The organism is Marivivens donghaensis (assembly GCF_030410045.1).
Classification (GTDB): domain Bacteria; phylum Pseudomonadota; class Alphaproteobacteria; order Rhodobacterales; family Rhodobacteraceae; genus Marivivens; species Marivivens donghaensis.
The window spans coordinates 66,462-89,120 of sequence record NZ_JAUFRA010000002.1 but is presented as its reverse complement, the minus strand read 5'-3'; the positions used below and the strand labels follow the sequence as shown (position 1 = coordinate 89,120).

Here is a 22,659-nt window from a genome sequence, read left to right as displayed (position 1 = left end):
CGCGGCATGTTCTGTTGTGGATGAGGATTCAAATGTTCTGGCTACTCGGTTTGATGAGCATTGCCGCCATGGGCGCAGCCCTTATCCCCGTCACATCTGATGCGGACGACATCCTGCTGGGCGGCGAAGATATCGACGAAATATCGGGGGGAAATGGCGCAGATTTCATCGACGGGCGCGGTGGCGACGATCTCCTGTCAGGTGGCAATGACGATGACGAGGTGATCGGAGGCGCAGGTGACGACACCGTTTTTGGCGATGCTGGGAATGATAGTCTTTTCGGCAGCATCGGCACCGACACAATTCTCGGCGGAACCGGCGACGATCAGATCATTGGTGGCGATGGTGATGACCTAATGTCGGGTGGCGAAGGAAACGATTCGCTCCTTGGCTCGCTTGGAAATGATGTGATGGACGGCGGATCTGGTTCAGATGTGCTCCACGGTGGTTCAGGCGACGATATCCTGAACGGCCGAGAGACGGACTTCCAAACCCGCGACTACCTAAATGGCGGTGCAGGCAACGATGTCCTCTTGGGCGGTGACGGCGATAATCTGAACGGCGGTACAGGTGCGGACATCTTTGCCCTCCTGTCGCGCTCCACGACCGAAGTCGACATTGATGACATGACCGAGGAGGACGTTATCGTGATCGGTTACGAGGGAACTTTGCCCGAACTATCGACAATGACCGACGATGGCGGGCTCCATCTTTTAGCGGACGGAACATCAATCGCCTACCTACACGGGGTCGCCAATTTGGACATGTCATTGGTCCAGCTTGTCGCCCTCTGACGATTTCCCTTTATTTTATGCAAGGAATCGACTATCCGCCCCCAATCTTCGGTCGTTGGACCGCTTGATACTCCACGGGCCTTGCTGGACGACATCCCGGCACGCGCCATAACCCTTAATCCTAAAGGAGACCCCGATGTCGATTACGCCAGAAGAAAAAGCACGTCTGATCAAAGAATTCGGCACCAAAGAAGGTGACACAGGTTCGCCCGAAGTTCAGGTTGCAATCCTGACCTCGCGCATCGCGACGCTGACAGAACACTTCAAAACCCACAAAAAAGATAACCACGGTCGTCGTGGCCTTTTGATGATGGTTGCTCAGCGCCGTAAGCTGCTCGACTACACCAAAGCTAAAGACGAAGCTCGTTATCAGTCCCTGATCCAGCGCCTCGGCATCCGCCGCTAATCGCGCCAGGTTTTGTGATTTTGATCGCCCGTTCGGTTCCCGAGCGGGCGATTTTCGTTTCAGCAGACCGTCCAGACGCCTACAAACACAAGACTTCCCAAAACCCTATTTTTCCTGTATCCGCCCGCTATCTGAGACGCTGCGCTTAGACCCCGGCGCTCGAGTTAGGATAGAGGGGTCGGTGGCAATGGGGCCACCATGCAAACGGGAGACCCGCAGGGGCGGGAGTGCTCCCAATTAGGATACGCTGATGTTCAATGAAGTGAAAAAATCCATCCAGTGGGGCGAAGAAACGCTCACTCTGGAAACCGGCAAGATTGCCCGTCAGGCTGACGGCACTGTGATTGCCACCCTTGGCGAAACTTCGGTCATGGCAAACGTGACCTTCGCTAAGGAACAGAAACCGGGTCAGGACTTCTTCCCCCTGACGGTTCACTACCAAGAGAAATACTATGCCGCCGGTAAAGTTCCGGGCGGTTTCTTTAAGCGCGAGGCGCGCCCGACCGAAAAAGAAACGCTGACCGCGCGTCTGATCGACCGCCCGATCCGCCCGCTGTTCGCACCTGGCTTCAAAAACGAAGTTCTTCTGATGTGCACCGTGCTGAGCCACGACCTCGTTAACGATCCGGATATCGTTGCGATGATCGCTGCTTCGGCTGCACTGACCATCTCTGGCGCACCGTTCATGGGCCCAATCGCTGGTTGCCGCGTTGGTTTCGTTGATGGCGAATACGTCCTCAACCCTGAAGTTGACGATATGCAGAACCTGCGCACCAACCCCGAGCAGCGCCTCGACTTGGTTGTTGCAGGCACCAAAGACGCTGTGATGATGGTTGAATCCGAAGCTTACGAGCTGACCGAAGCAGAAATGCTCGGCGCTGTGAACTTTGCCCACCAGCAAATCCAGCCGGTTATCGACCTGATCATTGATCTGGCAGAAGAATCCGCAAAAGAGCCGTTCGAGTTCACTCCGCCGAACTACTCTGACCTCTACGAAGTTGTGAAAGCCGCTGGCGAAGAGCAAATGCGCGCTGCCTACGCGATCACCGACAAACAGGAACGCGTTGCTGCTGTTGCTGCTGCAAAAGAAGCAATCAAAGCGACCCTGACCGAAGAACAACTCGAAGACGGCAATCTCGGTTCCGCACTGAAAAAGCTCGAATCCTCGGTTCTTCGTGGTTCGGTTGTTAAAGAAGGTAAGCGCATCGACGGTCGCGCACTGGATCAGGTTCGCCCGATCGTATGTGAAACTGGCCTGCTGCCGCGTACTCACGGTTCGGCTCTGTTCACTCGCGGCGAAACCCAAGGTCTGGTTGTTACCACCCTCGGCACCGGCGACGACGAACAGATCATCGACGCTCTGCACGGCAACTTCCGTTCGAACTTCCTGCTGCACTATAACTTCCCTCCGTACTCGGTTGGTGAAGTTGGCCGCGTTGGTTCGCCGGGTCGTCGTGAAATCGGTCACGGTAAACTGGCATGGCGTGCGCTTCAGGCAGTTCTGCCAGCAGCGACCGACTTCCCGTATACCATCCGCGTTGTGTCCGAGATCACTGAATCGAACGGTTCGTCCTCCATGGCTTCGGTCTGTGGTGGCTCCCTTTCGATGATGGACGCTGGCGTTCCGCTCAAAGCACCTGTTGCTGGCGTTGCAATGGGCCTCGTTCTCGAAGACGACGGTTCCTACGCTGTTCTGACCGACATCCTCGGCGACGAAGACCACCTCGGCGACATGGACTTCAAAGTAGCAGGCACCGAAGCTGGTATCACCTCGCTACAGATGGACATCAAAGTTCAGGGCATCACTCCGGCCATCATGGAAAAAGCACTCGAGCAAGCCCGTCAGGGTCGTCTGCACATCCTCGGTGAAATGAGCAAAGCTCTGACCTCGGCTAACGAGTTCTCGGTTCACGCTCCGCGAATCGAAACCATGCAGATCCCGACCGACAAGATCCGTGAAGTGATCGGTTCGGGCGGTAAGGTCATCCGTGAAATTGTTGAAGTGTCGGGCGCAAAAGTCGACATCAACGACGAAGGCATCATCAAAATCGCATCCGCCAACGGCGAAGCGATCCAGAAGGCCTACGACATGATCTACTCGATCGTTGCAGAGCCAGAAGAAGGCAAGGTCTACAAAGGCAAAGTTGTCAAACTCGTCGACTTCGGTGCTTTCGTGAACTTCTTCGGCAAACGTGACGGTCTGGTGCACGTTTCGCAGATCGAAAACCGTCGCCTGAACCACCCGTCTGACGTTCTCAAGGAAGGTCAAGAAGTTTGGGTGAAACTCCTCGGCTTCGACGATCGCGGCAAGGTTCGCCTGTCGATGAAGGTTGTCGATCAGGAAACTGGCGAAGAAGCAAAAGTAGAAGAAGCAGCTGCCGAAGAATAAGGCGTTCTTCCTTCGAAATCTTGGGAACCCCGGCGCTCGCGTCGGGGTTTTCTTTTTGCCCTACCCTATGAATCGAGGCTTGCCAGTTCACAGCATCGTGTATGACCTATGCGAAAACACGCTTAAACTGTATTGTAGGGTATCCGTTCCATGAGGTTTGCCATGATCAATCGCCGCACTTTCCTGACAACATCCGCTGCCAGCCTTTTTGCAACCAGCGCATTTGCCCGGTCAGCTCCGCAATCGACATGGCTCAGCGAATTAAGCGCGACCTTACCGGGCAAGACCGAAGGCAATTACTCGATCCCCGAAAAATACTGGGCAACCGTGGTATCGGTGAACCCGAACCTACCTGTCGGGGAAATTCACATCCTCCCGCAGAGCAAACACCTCTATTTCACCGTTGCTGAGGGCTATGCCATCCGCTACGGCTGCGCCATCGGTCAGGAAGGTCTAGCCTATTTCGGCACTGGCGTGATCGGTCGCAAGGTCGAATGGCCGAGCTGGACACCAACGCCAGAGATGATCCAGCGGAACCCCGATGCCTATGCACAATACGCTGACGGCATGCCCGGTGGTCCGCAAAATCCGCTCGGCGCGCGCGCGATGTATGTCTATGAAAACGGCCGCGACACGGCGATCCGCGTGCATGGCACGACGAGCCCCCGCAGCATCGGCAGCGCGTCCTCAAACGGCTGCTTCCGCATGTATAATAGCCACGTGATTGACCTCTATAATCGTGTTCCAATCGGAACGGTCATCCACGCCTATTAAATGATTTCATCCTCATCAAAGAGCGGCTGAGCTTCGACCAACTGCTCTGCGAGGGTCTCTACGGTCTCGGTCGCCGCCTTCGGTCGTGGCAATACCGCGATATGGAACAGCGCGTCGCCTTCGTTGATCACGGGTAAGTTCGACCGACCAATGATGATCCCCGCCTGATCCGCGACGATCTCTGTTTCATTCTCGCCGAACGGGTCGGACACGATGCCCAGAACCTCTCCTTCACGCACCGCATCGCCCGTCTGACGAAACATCCGCAGCAATCCGCCCGCAGGGGACCGCAGCCAGAACGATGTCGTGGCCCGAACGGGCCGGACCTTGGGTTTGGTCACGCCACGAGACGAAATCATACCCAGTTCGCGCATCACCCGCAGAATGCCCATCACGCCCGTGCGTGCAGCATATTCGTCGAACCGAAGCCCCTCGCCCGCCTCATAAAGAAGCATATCGCAGTTCACTTCAGCAGCCGTTTTGCGAAGGCTACCATCACGCTGTTTTGATGGAATGATCACAGGAGCGCCAAAAACATCTGCCATTTTGATCAGACGTTCATTTCCAGGGTTAATTCGCACCTGCGGCAAGTTCGTCCGCTGGATCGCAGCAGAGTGAAGGTCGATGCCAAAATCCGACCGCTCAACGATCTCTGTCAAAAACAGATACGCCAACCGTGCAGCCAGCGAGCCAGAAGGCGAGCCAGGAAAACAACGGTTCAAATCACGACGGTCAGGCAGATATCGCGATTGGTTCAAAAACCCAAAGGTGTTCACAATTGGAACCGCAATCAACGTCCCTGCCAAACGATCCAAATTCGGCGTCCGAAGAAGACGACGAACGATCTCAACCCCGATGACCTCATCGCCGTGGATTGCCGCCGAAACGAACATCACGGGACCTGGTTTTTTACCATGAATGACATGCGCCGACATGGTGACAGGGGTGTGATCAGACAGCGTACTAACGGGCAAATCGACAGTGCTGCGCTGGCCGGGCGCGATACGACGCCCCGCCATTTCAAAGGGCTTACGAGGCGTCGTCATCCTTTGCCCTTCGTCTTTGTCTTTCCGATTTTTGCGTTTTTCTCAATGAATTCAATGATCTTAGTCGCGATATCGATACCCGTCGCAGCCTCAACACCCTCGAGACCCGGCGACGAGTTCACTTCCATCACCACAGGACCGTGGTTCGCCCGCAGCATATCGACGCCACAGACATTCAAGCCCATCGCCTTTGCCGCACGGATCGCGGTCGAGCGTTCTTCGGGGGACAAACGGACAACCTCAGCCGATCCCCCACGATGCAGGTTAGAACGGAATTCGCCCTCAGCGCCCGTGCGTTTCATCGCGGCAACAACGCGGCCACCGATCACAAAGGCGCGGATGTCCGTGCCACCAGCCTCTTTGATGAACTCCTGCACCATGATGTTCACGTCAGCACCGCGGAACGCTTCGATCACCGACTTTGCCGAACGGTCAGTATCGGCGAGAACCACACCGATCCCCTGCGTCCCTTCGAGCAACTTCACCACCACAGGCGCACCACCAGCGAGCTTGATCACCTCGTCGGTAATCTTTGGGTCATGCGCGAATGTCGTGACAGGTAGACCGATGCCATCACGCGCCATCAACTGCATTGACCGAAGCTTATCGCGGCTGCGCCCAATCGCGACGGATTCGTTCAAAGGATAGACACCCATCATCTCGAACTGACGCAACACTGCGAGGCCATAGAACGTCACGCTGGCCCCGATACGCGGGATAACAGCGTCATAATGCGGCAGCTTTTCACCGTTGTAATAGACCTCGGGCCGACGGCTCGCGATGTTCATGTAACAACGCAAAGTCTTAATGATATCAAAATCATGACCCCGCGCTTCAGCCGCTTCTTTCATACGCTGATGGGAATACAAATCGGCGTTTTGCGCCAGCATCGCGATTTTCATTTGTGGTCCTTTCGGGTGCCATCCGCCAGATGCGACCGGCCGGGATGAACAAGAATATTACGACGGCGAATCGCAGTTCGCCCGAGGATGAGAGGCAGGTTCATATTGGCACGGTTCGCCAATGACACCTCCACTTTCCAAGTATGTGGCCCCAGCACCAATTGGGTTTCGATCACCAAACGCTCTTGGGGAATACCAGAGGTATTCTTGATCTCGCGACGATCAACCAGACGGGCTTCGCAGGTGACTGCGCTCTCAAGCCCAGCATGCGGCACGTGGAACCGCACCCAGTCCTGCCCGTCTTTTTCAAACACTTTGATCCGCGTGGCATGGATCGCAGAGGTCCGCGCACCTGTATCAATCTTGGCAATGGCTTCTTGGATGCCCAGCTCAGGCAGGGCAACGGATTCACGCCATCCAATAATGATAGGGGGTTTGGTAGCCATACGCAGACTCATAGGTTCGTGACGCTCCGCTATCGTAACCTGATGTGCCTGTCTACGAAAAGAAAAAGCCCCGCAACACAGGCGGGGCTTTGACCTGATCCAAAGAGGATTAGGCGTTGTGTTTTGCAGTGCGCAGATATGGCAGCTTTACGTCGATTTCGCCGAATTTTTCGCGTGCTTGATCGTCGTTTAGCGACAGAGCAACGATAACATCCTGACCAACGGTCCAGTTCGCGGGCGTCGCGATCGGGTTGCCAAAGGTTGCCTGCAGACCATCCAGCGCGCGCAGAACTTCGGCAAAGTTACGGCCAACGGACATCGGGTAAGTCATTGTCAGCTGTAGCTTTTTGTCTGGGGAAACGATGAACACCGAACGTACAGTCGCGGTGTCAGCAGGTGTGCGGCCATCGGGCAGATAGGCTTCGGCAGGCAGCATGTCGAATGCTTTCGCAACAGCGAGGTCGGTGTCAGCAATGATCGGGAAACCGGCTTTTGCGCCTGCAAATGCTTCGATGTCGCCTTTCCATTTCTTGTGCTCTTCAACACCATCAACGGAGATACCCATCACTTTGGTGCCGCGTTTTGCCCATTCGTCAGCGAGCTGAGCAACAGCGCCGAATTCGGTGGTGCAAACAGGCGTAAAATCTTTGGGGTGCGAGAAAAGAATGGCCCACTGATCGCCAATCCAATCGTGCAACGCAAAGGCGCCCTGATCGGTTTCGACAGTCAGATTCGGGATAATATCATTAATACGAAGACCCATAACTACCTCCTATGGATGTCATTGGCCCGAGATATATGGAGTCAGTAACGTTATCGCTACCCACTCTTGCGCTTTTGTCGCACGTTGATAGGGTCCGCTCAGATATGATCAAATTATCGGAGAGAGGGTGAGATGATCGAGAAACGCGAATTCTATATTAATGCTGAATGGGTTGCTCCGGCGACGCCAAACGATTGTGCGGTAATCAATCCCTCGACAGAGGAACCCTGCGCCGTGATTTCGCTTGGTGGTCAGGCCGATACGGACAAAGCTGTTGCCGCGGCAAAGGCTGCGTTCCCCGCATGGGCTGCAACTGCGCCCGCAGAACGCAAGGCGCTCGTCGCTAAGATCCTAGACCAGTATTACCTCCGCAAAGAGGAAATGGCCCAAGCGATCAGCATGGAAATGGGCGCGCCTATCGACATGTCCCGCGACGATCAGGCAGAATGCATTCCGTGGCACCTCGGTAACTTCCTAAAGGCCTTTGACGAAGTCGAATGGATCCGTCCGCTACGTGACAGCGTCACCGACACCCAAATCGCGCTAGAACCGATTGGCGTCGTCGGTCTGATCACACCTTGGAACTGGCCGATGAACCAGGTCACGCTCAAGGTCATCCCCGCGCTGCTCGCTGGCTGCACTATCGTCCTGAAACCGTCAGAAGAGTCGCCACTGTCGTCGATGCTCTTTGCGGAATTCATCCACGATGCAGGCATCCCCGCTGGCGTGTTCAACCTCGTGAATGGCGACGGCATGGGTGTTGGCACCCAATTGTCCGCACACGAAGACGTGGAAATGATCAGCTTCACGGGTTCGACCCGCGCTGGCCGTGCGATCTCCAAGACAGCCGCCGAAACGATGAAGCGCGTGACGCTCGAACTCGGTGGCAAAGGCGCGAACCTGATCTTTGCAGACGCCGATGAAAAGGCCGTCGTGCGTGGCGTTCGTCACTGCTTTAACAACTCTGGTCAGTCCTGTAACGCCCCAACTCGTATGCTAGTCGAACGCAGCATTTACGATCAGGCCGTTGAAATCGCGAAAGAAACCGCCGAAAAGACCAAAGTCGCCCCAGCCGATCAGAGCGGTCATCACATCGGCCCCGTGGTGAACAAACGCCAGTGGGACCAGATCCAAGGCTATATCCAAAAGGGCATCGACGAAGGTGCGCGTTTGGTTGCAGGCGGACTTGGCCTGCCTGAAGGCATGAACAAGGGCTTCTACGTGCGTCCGACCGTTTTCGCGGATGTGAAGCCGGGCATGACCATCGAAAAAGAGGAAATCTTTGGTCCCGTGCTGTCGATCATCCCCTTCGACACCGAAGAAGAAGCCATCGCGATCGCCAACAACACCCCCTACGGTCTGACGAACTACGTTCAGTCCACCAGCACCGAACGTCGCCGTCGCCTGTCTCGCGTCCTGCGTTCTGGCATGGTGGAAATGAACGGTCGTAGCCGTGCAGCAGGCGCTCCGTTCGGCGGCGTTAAGGCCTCTGGCCGCGCACGTGAAGGCGGCGTTTGGGGGATCGAAGAGTTCCTCGAATCCAAAACCATCGCTGGCTGGGACGAATAAGTTCCAAACATATCAAACGATTAAGGGAGGGGCTCGCCCCTCCTTTTTCATGTCTAGAACGGCGCTTTAGCCGTGACCCGCATCCCCTGCCCACCATCAGGGTGTAAGAACTGCAGCGTCTCTGAATGCAGCATCAAACGCGGAAAATCGCGTGCTGCACCCGTCGAATAGAACGGGTCGCCCAAAATCGGATGCCCGATCTCTTTCATATGCACACGCAACTGATGGGACCGCCCCGTTTTTGGGTAGAGCCTCACGCGCGACTCCCCTTTTCCAACGCGCATCACTCGATAATCCGTGACCGCAGACCGCCCATTTTCATGATCGACCATCTGCAACGGACGGTTCGGCCAATCCACGATCAACGGCAAATCAATCGTGCCCGTCTTTGCGGCGACTTCGCCCCAAACTCTTGCCACATATGTCTTTTTCGTGCGCCGATCCTCGAACTGTTTGCCCAAATGCCGCTGCGCATGTGGCGTCAGGCCAAAGATCATCACGCCCGACGTGTCCCGATCCAAACGATGTACCAAAAGCGCGGAGGGAAAAGCCGCCTGAACCCGAGCGATCAGACAATCGGCAAGATGTTCACCCTTCCCCGGTACGGACAATAGCCCAGAGGGTTTGTCGACGACCAAAATCTCATGGTCTTGATCCAGAACCACGAGCGGATCTTGGGGCGGATTATAGTCGTCGCTCATGTCAGGGAACTCCCGAACACAGTCGCTAGAATGGCGCTCAACTCCACAGCATCTTCTTCGGTAAAGGCGTCAGGCAGATTGCTATCAATGTCGAACACGCCAATCAGATCACCCGCACCGTTAAACACAGGCAAAACGATTTCAGACCGCGTCGAGGACGAACAGGCGATGTGACCCTCGAACGCTTCGACATCAGGCACCAGCTGGATCTCTTGGGTCCGCGCAGCTGCGCCACACACGCCACGCGCAAACGGGATCACCAGACACCCGTGCCCACCCTGATACGGCCCGATCTTTAGCACCTCGGGCTCAACCACACGGTAAAAGCCGGTCCAATCGAACCGATCATCGGCGTGATGCACTTCACACGCAACGGTTGCCATCAGCGCGACCTCGTCGGTTTCGCCCGCCGTCAGCGCATCGATGGTTTTTGCCAAATCGGAATAGGTCACTCGCATGGTTTGAATGCCTTTCTCTCAAGTCTATCCAAACCTTGGGATAGTCCGACTAAACCGCAAAAACCAGTGCAGAGCGACCTTTAAGGTCGAAACAGTCTACAAGCATAGTGCAACTGCTCTGCGGTATATCCGATCGCGCCACCAGACTGCCCTTATTCGAACATGCGATTGCCCGCATAAGGAGAGATAATACAATCGTAGCTGCAATATGCTTCCCTCGGCGCTATGCACTAATGCCCCCACCCAGTTGTGTGGCGTCGAGGTTCAGCTACTCAGTTAAATTGGACGTACATTTCGTATTGGCCGTCCTGAAAGCCCCCGAAAAATTCTTCTAGGTCAGGATGACGAACGGGTTCGCCCGAGTAGTCAGCAACGAGGTTCTGCTCGGACACATAGGCGACGTAGTAGCTTTCGTCGTTCTCAGCCAAAAGGTGATAGAACGGCTGGTCCTTACGGGGGCGGCTGTCTTCCGGGATTGCCTCATACCAGTCGTTGGTATTCGAAAACTCTGGGTCCACGTCAAAGACAACACCACGGAAGGGATGCTTCCGATGCCGAACAACTTGACCCAATTGATAGCGCGCGCGCGTTTTAAGCATAGCAGTACCCCCGTTAACTACTATCCGTGCCTCACCCCGAATGTCTACGCCAGTGACACGAAACGTTGGAAACAGTCTGTAAACCAAATCAACCCGCGACCAGTAAACTTTATGACGCAAACAGGGATTCACGTTTCATTGACCGCTGAAATCGGCTAAACTTCTTTAAAAATAGAGAGCGAGAGGCAGATGAGCAGAATCTTTCGCGCATTGTTGGTTGTGCTGGTGCTTGGCAGTTGTGGCGAGCGCGAAGGGACCGCTCCGCGGAACCTCGATAACGCCTGCGCAATTCTGACAGAGCGCCCGCAATACGTTAGCGCTTTCCGCGCTGCAAAGCGCAATTGGGGCGTCGAACCCCATGTTCTGATGGCGATGATCTATCAGGAAAGCAAATTCATCTCGAACAACCGCACGCCGCATCAATATGCTTTGGGCGTCATCCCGATGGGCCGTCAGTCTTCCGCGTTCGGCTATAGCCAAGCCTTGGACGGGACATGGCGCGAATATCAGCGGGCCGAAGGCGGAATGGGCGCGCGTCGTGATGACATCCGAGACTCGGCCGATTTTATGGGTTGGTATATGACCCAAACGACCGAAGACACGGGTATCCCACTCAACGACACCCGCAACCAATACCTCGCCTACCACGAGGGTCGGACGGGTTACCTGCGCGGCACTTACCGCGCGAAATCATGGCTCGTGCGGATCGCGGGCGAAGTCGCGGATCGTTCGACCATGTATCAACAGCAGCTAACACGCTGCCGCGCTGCACGGTTCTAATGGAAAAGGCGGCCTAGGCCGCCTTTCTTATTTCTGCCAATCGCGTTCTTCCGCGATGATATTGAACAACCGCTCTGGCACCCGTCCGCCAATCCGAAGCGTATTCAGCACCATCGTCGTCTGCCCACCTGCGTTATCCGTGACAATCCACTGGTTGAGCATCGGCGGGTCGGTGAACACCAGTTTGATGTTCCCGTATTCAGGGTGATCTGGGTCTTGCAGCGTGATCTGAGTGGTCGCCCCGTCTGAACGATGATCAACCACCATCCTTTCATCGGTCAGATCAACGTCCCGACGCAGAATAATGCTCAGTGGCGTTTCGCTCAGCGGATAGCGATCAGGGCCAGTGTTCGACCGCGGGTCAAAAATCGCGAGCGACCCGCCGCCCGCAATCACCATCGCCTCTTCGGGTGGATCATATTCAAAGCGGATACGACCTGGGCGCTTAATATACAGCGTTCCCGTCGACATCGTTCCGTCAGACGCGATCTGGGTAAACGTGCCCTCGGCCGTCTGGAGACCATTCCAGAAATCCGAAATCTGCCCGAGCGACAAAGGCTCAGCCCGTAGTGCGTGCCCACCCAGTGCAGCCAGCAAAAGCGGGGCGGCCAATAATGTACGGCGAAGTTTATTCATCAACTTACCTTTATCAAACGAGGCGTTCTTGCCCCAAAACATGGGGACAATCGACCTGTTTTCCAACGGCTAAGCGATAACAAGCCAGTGTTATTCGGTAAAAAGATAAAAGGCGCGGAAGGTCCTCATCCTCCGCGCCTCTCGCTCTTAGTGCTGTTCAGGCACCAATATTTCGCGCTTTCCGACGTGGTTCGCAGACGAAACCACACCTTCGTCCTCCATTTGCTCAACCAGACGCGCAGCTTTGTTGTAGCCGATGCCCAGTTTCCGCTGGATGTAGGAGGTGGAACATTTACGGTCCTTGATCACGATAGCAACGGCTTGGTCGTATAGGGCGTCTTCCCCATTCGTGTTGCCACCTAGGCCAAGGACTGCATCGATGTTAGCCTCTTTGTCCTCATCTGGACCTTCGACTACACCACCGACGTAGGTCGGCGGGCCATAGGACTTCAAATAGGTCACGATCTCTTCGACTTCTTCATCGCTGACAAACGGGCCGTGAATACGTGTGATGCGACCACCGCCAGCCATATAGAGCATGTCACCCATACCGAGCAGCTGTTCAGCACCCTGTTCACCCAGAATGGTGCGGCTGTCGATTTTCGAGGTCACTTGGAACGAAATACGCGTCGGGAAGTTCGCCTTAATCGTGCCGGTGATCACGTCCACGGACGGACGCTGCGTTGCCATGATCAGGTGGATACCCGAAGCACGCGCCATCTGCGCCAAACGCTGAATACAGGCTTCGATTTCTTTGCCCGCAACCATCATAAGGTCTGCCATTTCGTCGACGATAACGACGATGTAGGGCATTGCTTCTGGTGCGAATTCTTCGGTTTCAAAGATCGGATCGCCCGTCTCTTCGTCAAATCCAGTTTGAACGGTACGCTCGAACATCTCGTTGCGCGCCAACGCATCACGAACGCGACCGTTGTAACCCTCGATGTTACGAACGCCCATCTTGGACATCTTGCGATAGCGTTCTTCCATCTCACCGACGACCCACTTCAGGGCAACGACCGCCTTTTTCGGGTCCGTCACAACAGGCGACAGAAGGTGCGGAATGCCGTCATAGACCGACAGTTCGAGCATCTTCGGGTCGATCATGATCAGACGGCATTCATCAGGCGTCAGCTTGTAAAGCAGCGACAGGATCATCGTGTTGATCGCAACCGATTTACCCGAACCCGTCGTACCCGCGATCAGCAAGTGAGGCATCTTCGCGAGGTTCGCCACGATCGGCTCACCACCAATGTCCTTACCCAGCGCCAGCGGCAGACGATGATTGCCATCGCCATAATCGCGGCTCGACAGGATTTCGCGGAAGCTCACCATCTCGCGCTTATCGTTGGGAAGTTCGATACCGATGACCGAACGACCGGGAACCGTCGATACACGTGCGGACAGGGCTGACATCGAACGCGCGATGTCATCGGACAGACCGATAACACGGCTCGCCTTCAGACCCGGCGCAGGTTCAAGCTCGTACATCGTGACAACAGGACCGGGACGAACCGATACGATTTCGCCTTTGATACCGTAGTCATCCAGAACCGCCTCGAGCATCCGTGCATTTTCTTCGAGCGCTTCGTTGGACAGAACGTGACGTTCAACATCCGCTGGGTCCATCAACAGGTTCAGCGGTGGCGTCTCATAATCCATCCCTTTGTCTTCGAACGATAGCGAAGGCTGGGCTTCAGCACGCGCCTGCTTCGACGGAACAACAGACCGCTTCAACGAGTTCTGAACCAGACGACGCGGCTCTGCTGTCGGAATCGGCGCAGCACGCATTTGCGGCATCGGCGCAGGTTCATAGTCTGGCTCGTAATCATCACGATCAATGTCAGCAAAGATGTTGGAATCGTCGCCATCGACCAGAATTTCGGTCTCATCGGCCCACTGCGGCATCTCCATGCCCATCTCTGGCATCGGCTGACGCATCACTGGCGGCTCAACAGAATGAGGCGCCGCAATCGTAGGCTGCGCGACGAGCGGACGAGGACCACGCCCCGCAACCAATGTCGGTTCAATCCGCACGCCGTCTGCCGTGCGAACGATCGGCGGCTGCTTTTGCTCAACAACAGGCTGGACGTTACGGTTACGGATCACATCAGAAATACGGGCGCGAATACGATCATCATCAGGCGCCTGTGCACCAGCCATCATCGGCGGCTCAGATTCGATCAGTTCTGGCTCTAGCTCCACCTCAGGCGCACGACCGAACATTTTCGGCATCAGGCTACGCAGACCAGAGGCCTCGGCTGGGACGGGACGCGCAGGTGCCGCCATCGCGGCCGCAGCAACGATTTTCGGCATCTTCGGCATCGTGTCGGCGGTGACAGGATTGCTACGCACAACATGTGCCACGCGCTGACGCTCTTCTGGATCAGGCACAGCGTAGAACGCGTCAATCTCGTCTTGGGAATATTTGCGGTCGCTGCGAGCCTGATCACGACGGCTCTGTACGTTGGCATATCCAACCTGCGCCGCACGAACGGACATATCCGCACCGCGCCCAACAAGGCGCAAAATCAGATCGTAGAGGACAACGAGGCCATAGAGGAAGAAACGCCAGCCCGTGCGAATTTCTGGCATCGTAAAGCCCAGAACAAACGCACCCAGCGCCAGCATCGCGATACCCGAAATCAGGGCCGCGACCTTCACCCACAGCAAGGACCCCGCTACGAGCGGCGTCAGGATCATCCCCAGAACCGTATCACCGAGCATCCCGCCGTAGCCAAATGAATGGGTCCAGCTTGGATCGGCAGAGTAGGTCGCAAAATAGATCGCCGCGACGACAATCGGGATCGGGAAAAACACCAAACGGCCAAAGGCACGCTCAGCACCGTAGTGCAGCGTCAACCGCAGACCCCAGACCATTGGGATCAGCGCCAGCCACCACGATGCCTTACCAACGACCAGCATCAACGGCGCAGCAATCGACGCACCCATACGGCCCATCCAGTTTTGAACAGGCGCATCGGTGGCGAGCATCCAGCTTGGATCTTCGGGCGAATAGGACCCGACCATCAGCCCCACGATGACCCCCAGTGCAATCAGGCCGAGGCCCAAAAGCTCTTTGCCACGTTTTTCCAGAATAGCCTGCGTGGTGCTATCCAAGAGCGGGTCGCGCTGACGTGTCGAATAAGAGGCCATACCAAAATCCCTTTAATCGTAGAGGCATTCGCGGATCAAAGTCAGACCGCGTCGCATCTCTTCCATCGGAGCCACCATGGCGACCCTAATGAACCCCTTACCGGGGTTTTTGTCGTTAACATCACGGCTCAGATACCCGCCGGGCAGCACACGCACTCCGGTTTCTCGCCATAGCTTCAGTGCAGCCGCCTCGTCATCTTCGACAGGCAACCACAGGAAAAATCCGCCCTCGGGCGTGTGATAGCCAGGCAGGTTCCCCAGAACCTCTTCGGCCATCTTGTATTTCGCGTTGTAGAGCGCGCGGTTCTCAATCACGTGCTCTTCATCGCTCCAAACACGTGTAGATACACATTGTATAGGCAGCGGCAGAGGCGCACCCGAATAAGCCCGCAACTGACGGATCAGCCGTATAGACTCTGTCCCGCCCGCAACGAAACCAGACCGCAAGCCCGGCAGGTTCGACCGTTTGGACAGCGAATGGAAAATCGTGATCCGCTCTGGGTCCGCACCCATTTCCGCAGCCACTTCGAGAGCACCCACAGGCGCTTCATCGCGGTAAATCTCGGAATAGCACTCGTCTGCGAAAATGCGGAAATCGTGTTTCTCGGCCAGCGCAATCAACTCGCGCCAGTAGTCCCGCGACGCCACAGCACCCTGTGGGTTCGACGGGGAACAGATGTAAGCAATCGCCGTGCGATCCAACACATCCGCAGGCATCGACGCATAGTCAGGCAGGAACCCATTGTCTGCGGTCGCAGGAACGAAAACAGTCTCCGCACCAACCGAAATCGAAGCGATCATATAGACTTGATAGAACGGGTTCGGCGTCAGGATGACAGGCCGTTTGCCGTTCTTCGTTTCAGGGCAAAGCGCCATGGCAGCATTATAAAGCCCCTCACGCGTCCCGTTCAGCGCCATGATCCGATCAGGCCCAACGACGACGCCATAGCGACGGTCAATCCATGCAGAAATTGCAGCCAGAAGATCAGGCTCGCCATCATTGGGCGGGTATTTCGCAAAACCAGCGATGTTGTCGGCCAAGACAGCCCCAACCCACGACGGGAACGCGTGTTGTGGCTCTCCAATGGTCAACGCCAGAGGCTCTCCGCCCGGTTCATGGACGTCGAGTAGAGCCCGCAAACGCGGGAATGCGTAGTCCGCAAGGTTCGAGAACCGCTCCGGATAGATCATTTCTGCCTCAATGTTGCGAGATCATTTTCGTCCCGCTTTGTACCTTGATAACCCCCGACCGCCTGCGCTGTCCAGAAAAACGGAACGAATCCAGAGCGTCCCGCATCAGAAATGTGGCATTTAGGCCAAGGCACGCTCTGCCGCTGCACCGATCCGCAGCAATCGTGCTTCGCTCATTGGCGCCGCGTTCAGCATGATGCCACAGGACGGAACGCCCGTAGGGAGCGTCAGAGAACACTCGCCCATCAGGTTGCCGACACGCGTATTGCGGAGCGTCATCAGGTTTTCTTGGACGAAATACTCCCCGTCCTCCTCCAACCGTTTCGCATTCGGAGGCAAAATCGGAGAGGTCGGCATGATAACCGCATCAAAACCAGCCAGTGCAGCGTGATATTCCGCACGAATTTCGTCGAGTTCCGCCCAACCCGCGACGAAATCCACCGCGCTAAAGGCATCGCCCGCGCGAATACGCGTCAGGATTTGGTGATACATCTTCGACGGATCAGCTTCGATAATGTCGCGCCAATAGGCATAGGCATCAACGGTGTAGAGGATACCCGCCAGTTCAAAGGCACGGCGAAGCGGTTCAAACCGGACATGTTCGATCTCTGCGCCAGCCTCCTCCAATCGAGCGATAGCCGCCATAAACGCCGTCTTCGGGGCATCGCGCACATCTTCCATTGCAATCGTATCGAGGATAGCCAACCGCACGCCGTTCAGGTCGCTCCCCGTCAAATCGGCCGCGTGACCACCCAATGCACCCAGCATCAGCGCCGCGTCTTCAACCGACCGACACAGCGGCCCGACGGTATCAAAGGTCTTGCACAGGGGCACAACGCCCTTCAGCGACAAAAGCCCATGCGTTGTCTTTAGACCGACCAGATCGTTCCAAACGCTCGGCACGCGCACCGATCCACCTGTATCCGACCCAACCGCCGCAGCAGCTAGACCAAAGGCGACCGAGGCTGCAGCCCCCGACGACGATCCACCTGGAACAACATCAGGATCATTCACACAAGGCGGCGTTGCCGTGATCGGGTTTAACCCCAAACCGCTAAAGGCGATCTCGGTCATATGGGTTTTACCCAAGCACACCAAACCCATAGCCGTTGCGTTCCGCAGAACCTCTGCATCCCGCGAAGGAATACGATCCTTTAGATAGAGCGTCCCCGCCTCTGTCGCCGTCCCCGCCGTGTCGAACAAATCCTTCCAGCTGATCGGCACCCCGTCGAGCGCCGACCGACGCAAACCCGCTTTAGCACGATCAGACGCGGCTTGTGCTTCTGCCAAGGCGCGTTTGGGGGTCACCCGCGCATAAATGCGGTCGCGATGTTCGTGTTCATCAATTGCGGTCAGGAACACCTTTGTCAGGTCAACGGGGTCAATTTCCCCCGAACCGATCCCACGGCCCAAGTCTGCCGCTGTCATACACCGCCAATACTGCATGGCAATCTCCCTCGTGCAATTGACTCAACGCTAGCGGGACGATGTCGCATGGACAATCCCGCGATTTGGCCCATATTCACGCCATGACCTACGACCACGATCTCCTCATCGTCGGCGGCGCCCTAAATGGCCCCGCGCTTGCTCTGGCTGCCGCTCACTTCGGCCTCTCGGTCGGGGTTATTGATACCGTGCCGCTCGACACCTACAAGGACCCATCCTTTGACGGTCGCGCCTATGCGCTGGCCCTCGCGTCTCAACGCCTGCTCAAAGGGATCGGCATCTGGTCCAAAGTCGCGGGCGTCGCCGAACCAATGCTCGAGATCAAAGTCACCGACGGTATCGCAGGCCAAGGCCCTGCCCCGTGGATGCTCCATTTCGACCACGCCGAAATCGAAGAAGGCCCGATGGGCTACATGGTCGAAGACCGCCACCTCCGCCCCGCTTTTATGGAGGCGATGGAGGAAAGTGACCGTATTACCCTTTACGCACCCGAAACCGTGACCGCCCAATCGTTGACCGAAAACGGGATCAGCGTCACGCTCGCGTCCGGCAAAACACTCACCGCGGCCCTGCTGGTTGGCTGTGACGGACGCAAATCAGGCACTGCAGAGCGTGCTGGCATCAAACGCACAGGCTGGACCTACGGACAAACGGGTATTGTCTGCGCCGTTGCACATGAAAAACCCCACGGCGGCGTCGCCCATCAGTTCTTTATGCCGCACGGCCCGCTGGCCATCCTGCCGCTCAAAAGCAACCGTTCCTCTATCGTGTGGAGCGAAACTGACGCCCGCGCCGCCGAATGTGCCGCGATGGATGACGCGACCTTCCTCGAGGTCCTCAAACCCGCCTTTGGCAGTTTCCTTGGCGACATCAGCCTCGAAGGAAAGCGGTTCACCTATCCGCTGAACCTCACCCTCGCGAACAGCTTTATCGCTGATCGTATCGCTCTGGTTGGTGATGCGGCCCACGGGATGCACCCCATTGCAGGTCAAGGCCTCAACGCGGGTCTACGGGATATCGCCGCGCTCGCCGACGTGCTGCGTGATGCACGCCACACAGGTCAGGACATCGGAAGCCCAATCGTCTTGAGCAAATACCAACAGTGGCGCCGCTTTGACACGGCAACGCTCGCGGTCGCGACGGACACGTTCAACAAACTCTTCTCGAACGACAACCCGCTGCTGCGGGCGGTGCGCGATGTGGGCATGGGCGTGGTAAACTCCATCCCCGCCTTACGACGCAATTTCGTCCGCGAAGCCGCCGGCCTCACTGGTGATCTGCCCAGCTTGATGCGCAGCTAAGTCTTAGTAGAACATCGCGATGTTGTTGATCAGGATGATCCGGATTGCCTCTAGGCCCAAAAGCGCGACAACCGGCGACAAATCCAACCCGCCCATGCGCGGCAGGAAATTCCGCAGCGGGCGATAAATCGGGTCGAGCAACCGCTCAAGACCATACCAAACCTGCGCAACCAGAGGCTGACGCACGTTGAGCACTTGGAAGCTGATCAGCCAGCTCATGATAAAGTGAGCGAAGATCATAAAACGGGCCACGCCGATAATCATCAGCAGGATTTGGAAGATAGAGGTCATATCGCGTCCTTTCAGTTGCTCATCAGGTAATGTGCGCAGGGCCATTCGGCAATCCCTGCCCCAACGTTCCAGTTGACCTTGGGTGCGGCTGACGTTTCTTTGCATCTGCAGAATGAAAGGTCACACATGTATCCGTTCCTCCGATTGATTTGGCAGATGTTCGTTCATCGCAACGACCCAAAGGTGAAGTTTGGTGAAACCTATGTGACCCATCATATCTGCTGGCCGTGGGACCTCGACCTCTGGTGGGAACTGAACAATGGACGGACGCTGACCCTGTTTGACATGGGGCGTTTGCCGCTCGGTCAGGCGTCTGGCCTCCTCAAGGCGCTCAAACAGAACGGCTGGGGCCTAACGGTTGCTGGTTCGACCCCGCGTTATCGCCGTCGTATCCGCATGTTCGATAAAATCACGATGAAGTCCGTGCCCATCGGCTGGGACGATAAGTTCATCTACATTGAGCAGAGCATGTGGCTCTCGAACGGGGAATGCGCGAACCACGTTCTGATCCGTTCGGCTGTGACCAGTAAATCAGGCATCATTGCCCCTGAAAAAGTCGCTGCCTGTATGGGCCACACAGGCCCCTCGCCAGACTTGGGCGAATGGGTCAAAGCGTGGATAGACGCAGAGACCAAACGTCCTTGGCCGCCGAAACACTGATAACACCCTGTTACTAAAGGTTTGCTTGCCAGACCGACGGTTTCTCTGATCTATATCGATCAAACGGTTGGGGAAACATCATGTCAGTATCAGCGAAAAAGCGCATCTGGGGCTGGATGGCCTTTGATTGGGCGCAACAGCCTTATTACACGCTCGGCCTGACCTTTATCTTTGGCCCCTATTTCGCTGCCGTCGCAGCCGACTGGTTCACTGCAAGCGGCTCCGCCACCCCCGAAGCCGACGCGCAATCGCTCTGGTCCCTCGGCTCTGCCATCGCGGGCGTGATCATCGCAATTTCAGCGCCATTCATGGGCGCTTGGGCCGACCTCAGCGGACGCAAAATCCCGTGGATCGCCTTCTTTTCAGTGATTTACGTGGTGTCTTCTGCCTTCCTCTGGGGCCTGACACCAGACGGTGCCACCCTCACCATCTCGCTGATCATCTTCTACATCGGCTTCATCGCCGCTGAATCTGGTCTGAATTTCGTCAACGCGATCCTGCCCTCGCTCGGCACGGACAAAGAGGTCGGCAAAATCTCTGGCTCGGCCTCTGCCTTTGGCTACTGGGGCGGCGTGGTATCGCTGTTCATCATGCTCTTGCTGTTTGCCGAAGGTGACAGCGGCAAAACGCTTTTGGGCATCGACCCCATCTTTGGCCTCGACGCATCGACCCGCGAAGGTACCCGTTCGGTCGGTCCCTTCATCGCGATCTGGTATCTCGTGTTCATGATCCCGTTCTTCCTCTGGGTCCGCGATGACACCTCAACGCCTCGCCGCAAAACCAGCTTTGGCGAAGTCGTCCCCGAACTGATCCGCGCGGTGAAATCCATCGGTCAAAGCCGCAGCCTGACCTCGTTCCTCGTAGGCTCCATGCTCTACCGCGACGCGCTGAACTCGCTCTATGCCTTCGGCGGCGTCTACGCGAAATTGGTGCTGGGTTGGGCAACGATGCAGATCGGCGTCTTTGGTATCATCGGCGCAATCACCGCAGCGATCGTTACATGGATCGGCGGCATAGCTGACAAACGCTACGGCCCTAAAGCGGTGATCACAGCGGCCATCGTCGTCCTTATGGTGGTCTGCACCATCATCGTCAGCATGTCGCGCACTCACATTGGCCCGATGGCCTTGCCCGAAGGATCGAGCCTGCCCGATATCATCTTCTACATCTGTGGGGCCGCAATTGGCGGCGCAGGCGGCGCGCTGTATTCTGCATCGCGCTCTTTGATGGTGCGCCACACGAACCCCGAACGCCCCGCAGAAGCCTTTGGCCTCTTTGCTCTCACAGGCAAGGCGACTGCGTTCCTCGCGCCCATGATGATCGGCATCACGACCTACGCCACGGGCAGCAACCAGTTGGGCTTTATCCCTGTAATCGTCCTTTTCCTGATCGGTCTTCTGATGCTACGCTGGGTCAACAGCGAAGGAGATCGCGCAGCATGGTCCGCACACTAGGGGCATTGTGTGTATTGCTGGCCCTCACGGCTTGCAAGGCAAACGACACCGCACAGACGACGACATCATCATCGGTGATGTCGTCACAATCTTCGAACGACACACGCGTCGCCAAAGAGGTGTTCGGCCACATCCCGACACCCAGCAACGGCGCGTCAGAGGCCATCGGTTCCTACGCCCGTGGGTGCCAATCCGGCGCGATGGAGCTGCCTGAAAACGGTCAAACGTGGCAAGCGATGCGCCTCAGCCGAAACCGCAACTGGGGTCAGCCGCAGCTTGTGTCCTTTGTCGAGGACCTCAGCGCCTTTGCCGCGACCCAACCCGGGTGGGACGGCCTCTATATTGGCGACATGAGCCAACCGCGTGGCGGCCCGATGCTGACAGGACACGCGAGCCACCAAATCGGCCTCGACGTCGATATCTGGATGCTTCCCCCCAGCCGCCTCGACCTGACCGAGGCTGAACGCGAAAGCCTCTCCTCCATCACCATGCAACGTGCGAACGGTGCCTACACCAACAGCGATTGGTCGCCACAACACGAGGCCATCCTTCGTCGCGCTGCAGAAGACCCCCGCGTCGCCCGTATCTTTGTATTCGCAGGCGCCAAGGTCGAAATGTGCAAGAACGCGACAGGCGACCGTGATTGGCTCCGCAAAATCCGTCCGTGGTGGGGACACCATTACCATTTCCATGTGCGTTTGAACTGTCCCGCTGGCGATGACGCCTGTCAGGATCAGGCCCCTATTCCTGCAGGCGATGGCTGCGAAGATGCGGAAAAATGGGTGAATGACATCCTCAATCCGCCGCCGCCCTCAGGCCAACCGCCTGCTCCGCCACGTGGTCCGCTGCGGATGAATGACCTTCCCGATCAATGCGCTGTGGTCGCTGGACGCTGAC

22 protein-coding genes are annotated in these 22,659 nt (G+C 56.7%); 10 read left to right on the top strand and 12 right to left on the bottom strand.

Features of this window, described 5'->3' with window-relative positions; all coding sequences use genetic code 11:
- Positions 1-32: 32 nt before the first annotated feature.
- From QWY83_RS02185 to QWY83_RS02170, 4 genes are all read left to right on the top strand, one after another.
- Positions 33-794: a calcium-binding protein gene (locus QWY83_RS02185; protein WP_249946168.1), complete on the top strand. Its 762-nt coding sequence runs from the start codon at positions 33-35 to the stop codon at positions 792-794.
- 136 nt (positions 795-930) lie between these two features.
- Entirely contained in the window at positions 931-1,200 is a 270-nt protein-coding gene (gene rpsO / locus QWY83_RS02180) for a 30S ribosomal protein S15 (protein ID WP_067551996.1), read from the top strand.
- A 250-nt stretch (positions 1,201-1,450) separates the two neighbouring features.
- Positions 1,451-3,589 carry a polyribonucleotide nucleotidyltransferase gene (gene pnp / locus QWY83_RS02175; protein ID WP_249946169.1) on the top strand — a complete coding sequence of 713 codons (2,139 nt, stop codon included), beginning with the start codon at positions 1,451-1,453 and terminating at the stop codon, positions 3,587-3,589.
- A 162-nt stretch (positions 3,590-3,751) separates the two neighbouring features.
- Positions 3,752-4,363: a L,D-transpeptidase gene (locus tag QWY83_RS02170; RefSeq protein WP_249946170.1), complete on the top strand. Its 612-nt coding sequence runs from the start codon at positions 3,752-3,754 to the stop codon at positions 4,361-4,363.
- On the opposite strand, the gene QWY83_RS02165 is transcribed toward QWY83_RS02170, so the two are convergent.
- The 4 genes from QWY83_RS02165 to QWY83_RS02150 all read right to left on the bottom strand — a co-directional run bounded on the left by QWY83_RS02165 (position 4,360) and on the right by QWY83_RS02150 (position 7,520).
- The gene (locus tag QWY83_RS02165) at positions 4,360-5,409 is read right to left on the bottom strand and encodes a succinylglutamate desuccinylase/aspartoacylase family protein (protein WP_249946171.1); all 1,050 of its coding nucleotides are present in this window, start codon (positions 5,407-5,409) and stop codon (positions 4,360-4,362) included. The two genes, QWY83_RS02170 and QWY83_RS02165, sit on opposite strands and share 4 nt — an antisense overlap.
- A complete protein-coding gene (gene rimK, locus QWY83_RS02160; RefSeq protein WP_067551991.1) occupies positions 5,406-6,311 on the bottom strand; it encodes a 30S ribosomal protein S6--L-glutamate ligase in 906 nt (301 codons plus the stop codon). The genes QWY83_RS02165 and rimK overlap by 4 nt, the downstream gene beginning before the upstream one ends.
- Entirely contained in the window at positions 6,308-6,757 is a 450-nt protein-coding gene (locus QWY83_RS02155) for an ATP-dependent zinc protease family protein (RefSeq protein ID WP_249946172.1), read from the bottom strand. Before QWY83_RS02155 ends, rimK begins: the two co-directional genes overlap by 4 nt.
- 109 nt (positions 6,758-6,866) lie before the next feature.
- The gene (locus QWY83_RS02150) at positions 6,867-7,520 is read right to left on the bottom strand and encodes a peroxiredoxin (protein ID WP_249946173.1); all 654 of its coding nucleotides are present in this window, start codon (positions 7,518-7,520) and stop codon (positions 6,867-6,869) included.
- A gap of 132 nt (positions 7,521-7,652) precedes the next feature.
- Between QWY83_RS02150 and QWY83_RS02145 the strand changes: the two genes are divergently transcribed.
- Positions 7,653-9,089 (top strand): aldehyde dehydrogenase family protein, encoded by a 1,437-nt coding sequence (locus QWY83_RS02145; protein ID WP_249946174.1) that lies wholly within the window; start codon positions 7,653-7,655, stop codon positions 9,087-9,089.
- Positions 9,090-9,142: 53 nt separating this feature from the next.
- Here QWY83_RS02145 and QWY83_RS02140 read toward each other — a convergent pair whose 3' ends face one another.
- The 3 genes from QWY83_RS02140 to hspQ form a co-directional block, all read right to left on the bottom strand.
- Complete coding sequence (locus QWY83_RS02140) at positions 9,143-9,790, bottom strand: pseudouridine synthase (RefSeq protein ID WP_249946175.1); 648 nt, start codon at positions 9,788-9,790, stop codon at positions 9,143-9,145.
- The gene (locus QWY83_RS02135) at positions 9,787-10,248 is read right to left on the bottom strand and encodes a GAF domain-containing protein (RefSeq protein WP_249946176.1); all 462 of its coding nucleotides are present in this window, start codon (positions 10,246-10,248) and stop codon (positions 9,787-9,789) included. The genes QWY83_RS02140 and QWY83_RS02135 overlap by 4 nt, the downstream gene beginning before the upstream one ends.
- 272 nt (positions 10,249-10,520) lie before the next feature.
- Positions 10,521-10,847 carry a heat shock protein HspQ gene (gene hspQ / locus QWY83_RS02130; RefSeq protein ID WP_105233995.1) on the bottom strand — a complete coding sequence of 109 codons (327 nt, stop codon included), beginning with the start codon at positions 10,845-10,847 and terminating at the stop codon, positions 10,521-10,523.
- A 189-nt stretch (positions 10,848-11,036) separates the two neighbouring features.
- Here hspQ and QWY83_RS02125 point away from each other — a divergent pair, with 189 nt between their 5' ends.
- The gene (locus QWY83_RS02125; protein WP_249946177.1) at positions 11,037-11,627 is read left to right on the top strand and encodes a transglycosylase SLT domain-containing protein; all 591 of its coding nucleotides are present in this window, start codon (positions 11,037-11,039) and stop codon (positions 11,625-11,627) included.
- 27 nt (positions 11,628-11,654) lie between these two features.
- Here QWY83_RS02125 and QWY83_RS02120 read toward each other — a convergent pair whose 3' ends face one another.
- From QWY83_RS02120 to QWY83_RS02105, 4 genes are all read right to left on the bottom strand, one after another.
- Entirely contained in the window at positions 11,655-12,263 is a 609-nt protein-coding gene (locus QWY83_RS02120; RefSeq protein WP_105233993.1) for a LolA family protein, read from the bottom strand.
- Positions 12,264-12,410: 147 nt separating this feature from the next.
- Complete coding sequence (locus QWY83_RS02115) at positions 12,411-15,419, bottom strand: DNA translocase FtsK (protein WP_249946178.1); 3,009 nt, start codon at positions 15,417-15,419, stop codon at positions 12,411-12,413.
- Positions 15,420-15,431: 12 nt separating this feature from the next.
- Complete coding sequence (locus tag QWY83_RS02110) at positions 15,432-16,610, bottom strand: aminotransferase class I/II-fold pyridoxal phosphate-dependent enzyme (protein WP_249946179.1); 1,179 nt, start codon at positions 16,608-16,610, stop codon at positions 15,432-15,434.
- A 120-nt stretch (positions 16,611-16,730) separates the two neighbouring features.
- On the bottom strand, positions 16,731-18,038 hold the full coding sequence (locus tag QWY83_RS02105) for an amidase (protein ID WP_249946180.1): 1,308 nt from the start codon (positions 18,036-18,038) through the stop codon (positions 16,731-16,733).
- A 59-nt stretch (positions 18,039-18,097) separates the two neighbouring features.
- Here QWY83_RS02105 and QWY83_RS02100 point away from each other — a divergent pair, with 59 nt between their 5' ends.
- Positions 18,098-19,357 carry a UbiH/UbiF/VisC/COQ6 family ubiquinone biosynthesis hydroxylase gene (locus tag QWY83_RS02100; RefSeq protein ID WP_249946181.1) on the top strand — a complete coding sequence of 420 codons (1,260 nt, stop codon included), beginning with the start codon at positions 18,098-18,100 and terminating at the stop codon, positions 19,355-19,357.
- Between the two features lie 3 nt (positions 19,358-19,360).
- Here QWY83_RS02100 and QWY83_RS02095 read toward each other — a convergent pair whose 3' ends face one another.
- Complete coding sequence (locus tag QWY83_RS02095; RefSeq protein WP_105233988.1) at positions 19,361-19,648, bottom strand: YggT family protein; 288 nt, start codon at positions 19,646-19,648, stop codon at positions 19,361-19,363.
- A gap of 126 nt (positions 19,649-19,774) precedes the next feature.
- On the opposite strand from QWY83_RS02095, the gene QWY83_RS02090 reads away from it, so the two are divergent.
- The 3 genes from QWY83_RS02090 to mepA all read left to right on the top strand — a co-directional run bounded on the left by QWY83_RS02090 (position 19,775) and on the right by mepA (position 22,658).
- Positions 19,775-20,308: an acyl-CoA thioesterase gene (locus tag QWY83_RS02090; RefSeq protein ID WP_249946182.1), complete on the top strand. Its 534-nt coding sequence runs from the start codon at positions 19,775-19,777 to the stop codon at positions 20,306-20,308.
- 80 nt (positions 20,309-20,388) lie between these two features.
- Entirely contained in the window at positions 20,389-21,762 is a 1,374-nt protein-coding gene (locus QWY83_RS02085; RefSeq protein ID WP_249946183.1) for an MFS transporter, read from the top strand.
- Positions 21,747-22,658 carry a penicillin-insensitive murein endopeptidase gene (mepA, locus tag QWY83_RS02080; RefSeq protein WP_249946184.1) on the top strand — a complete coding sequence of 304 codons (912 nt, stop codon included), beginning with the start codon at positions 21,747-21,749 and terminating at the stop codon, positions 22,656-22,658. Before QWY83_RS02085 ends, mepA begins: the two co-directional genes overlap by 16 nt.
- Position 22,659 lies beyond the last annotated feature (1 nt).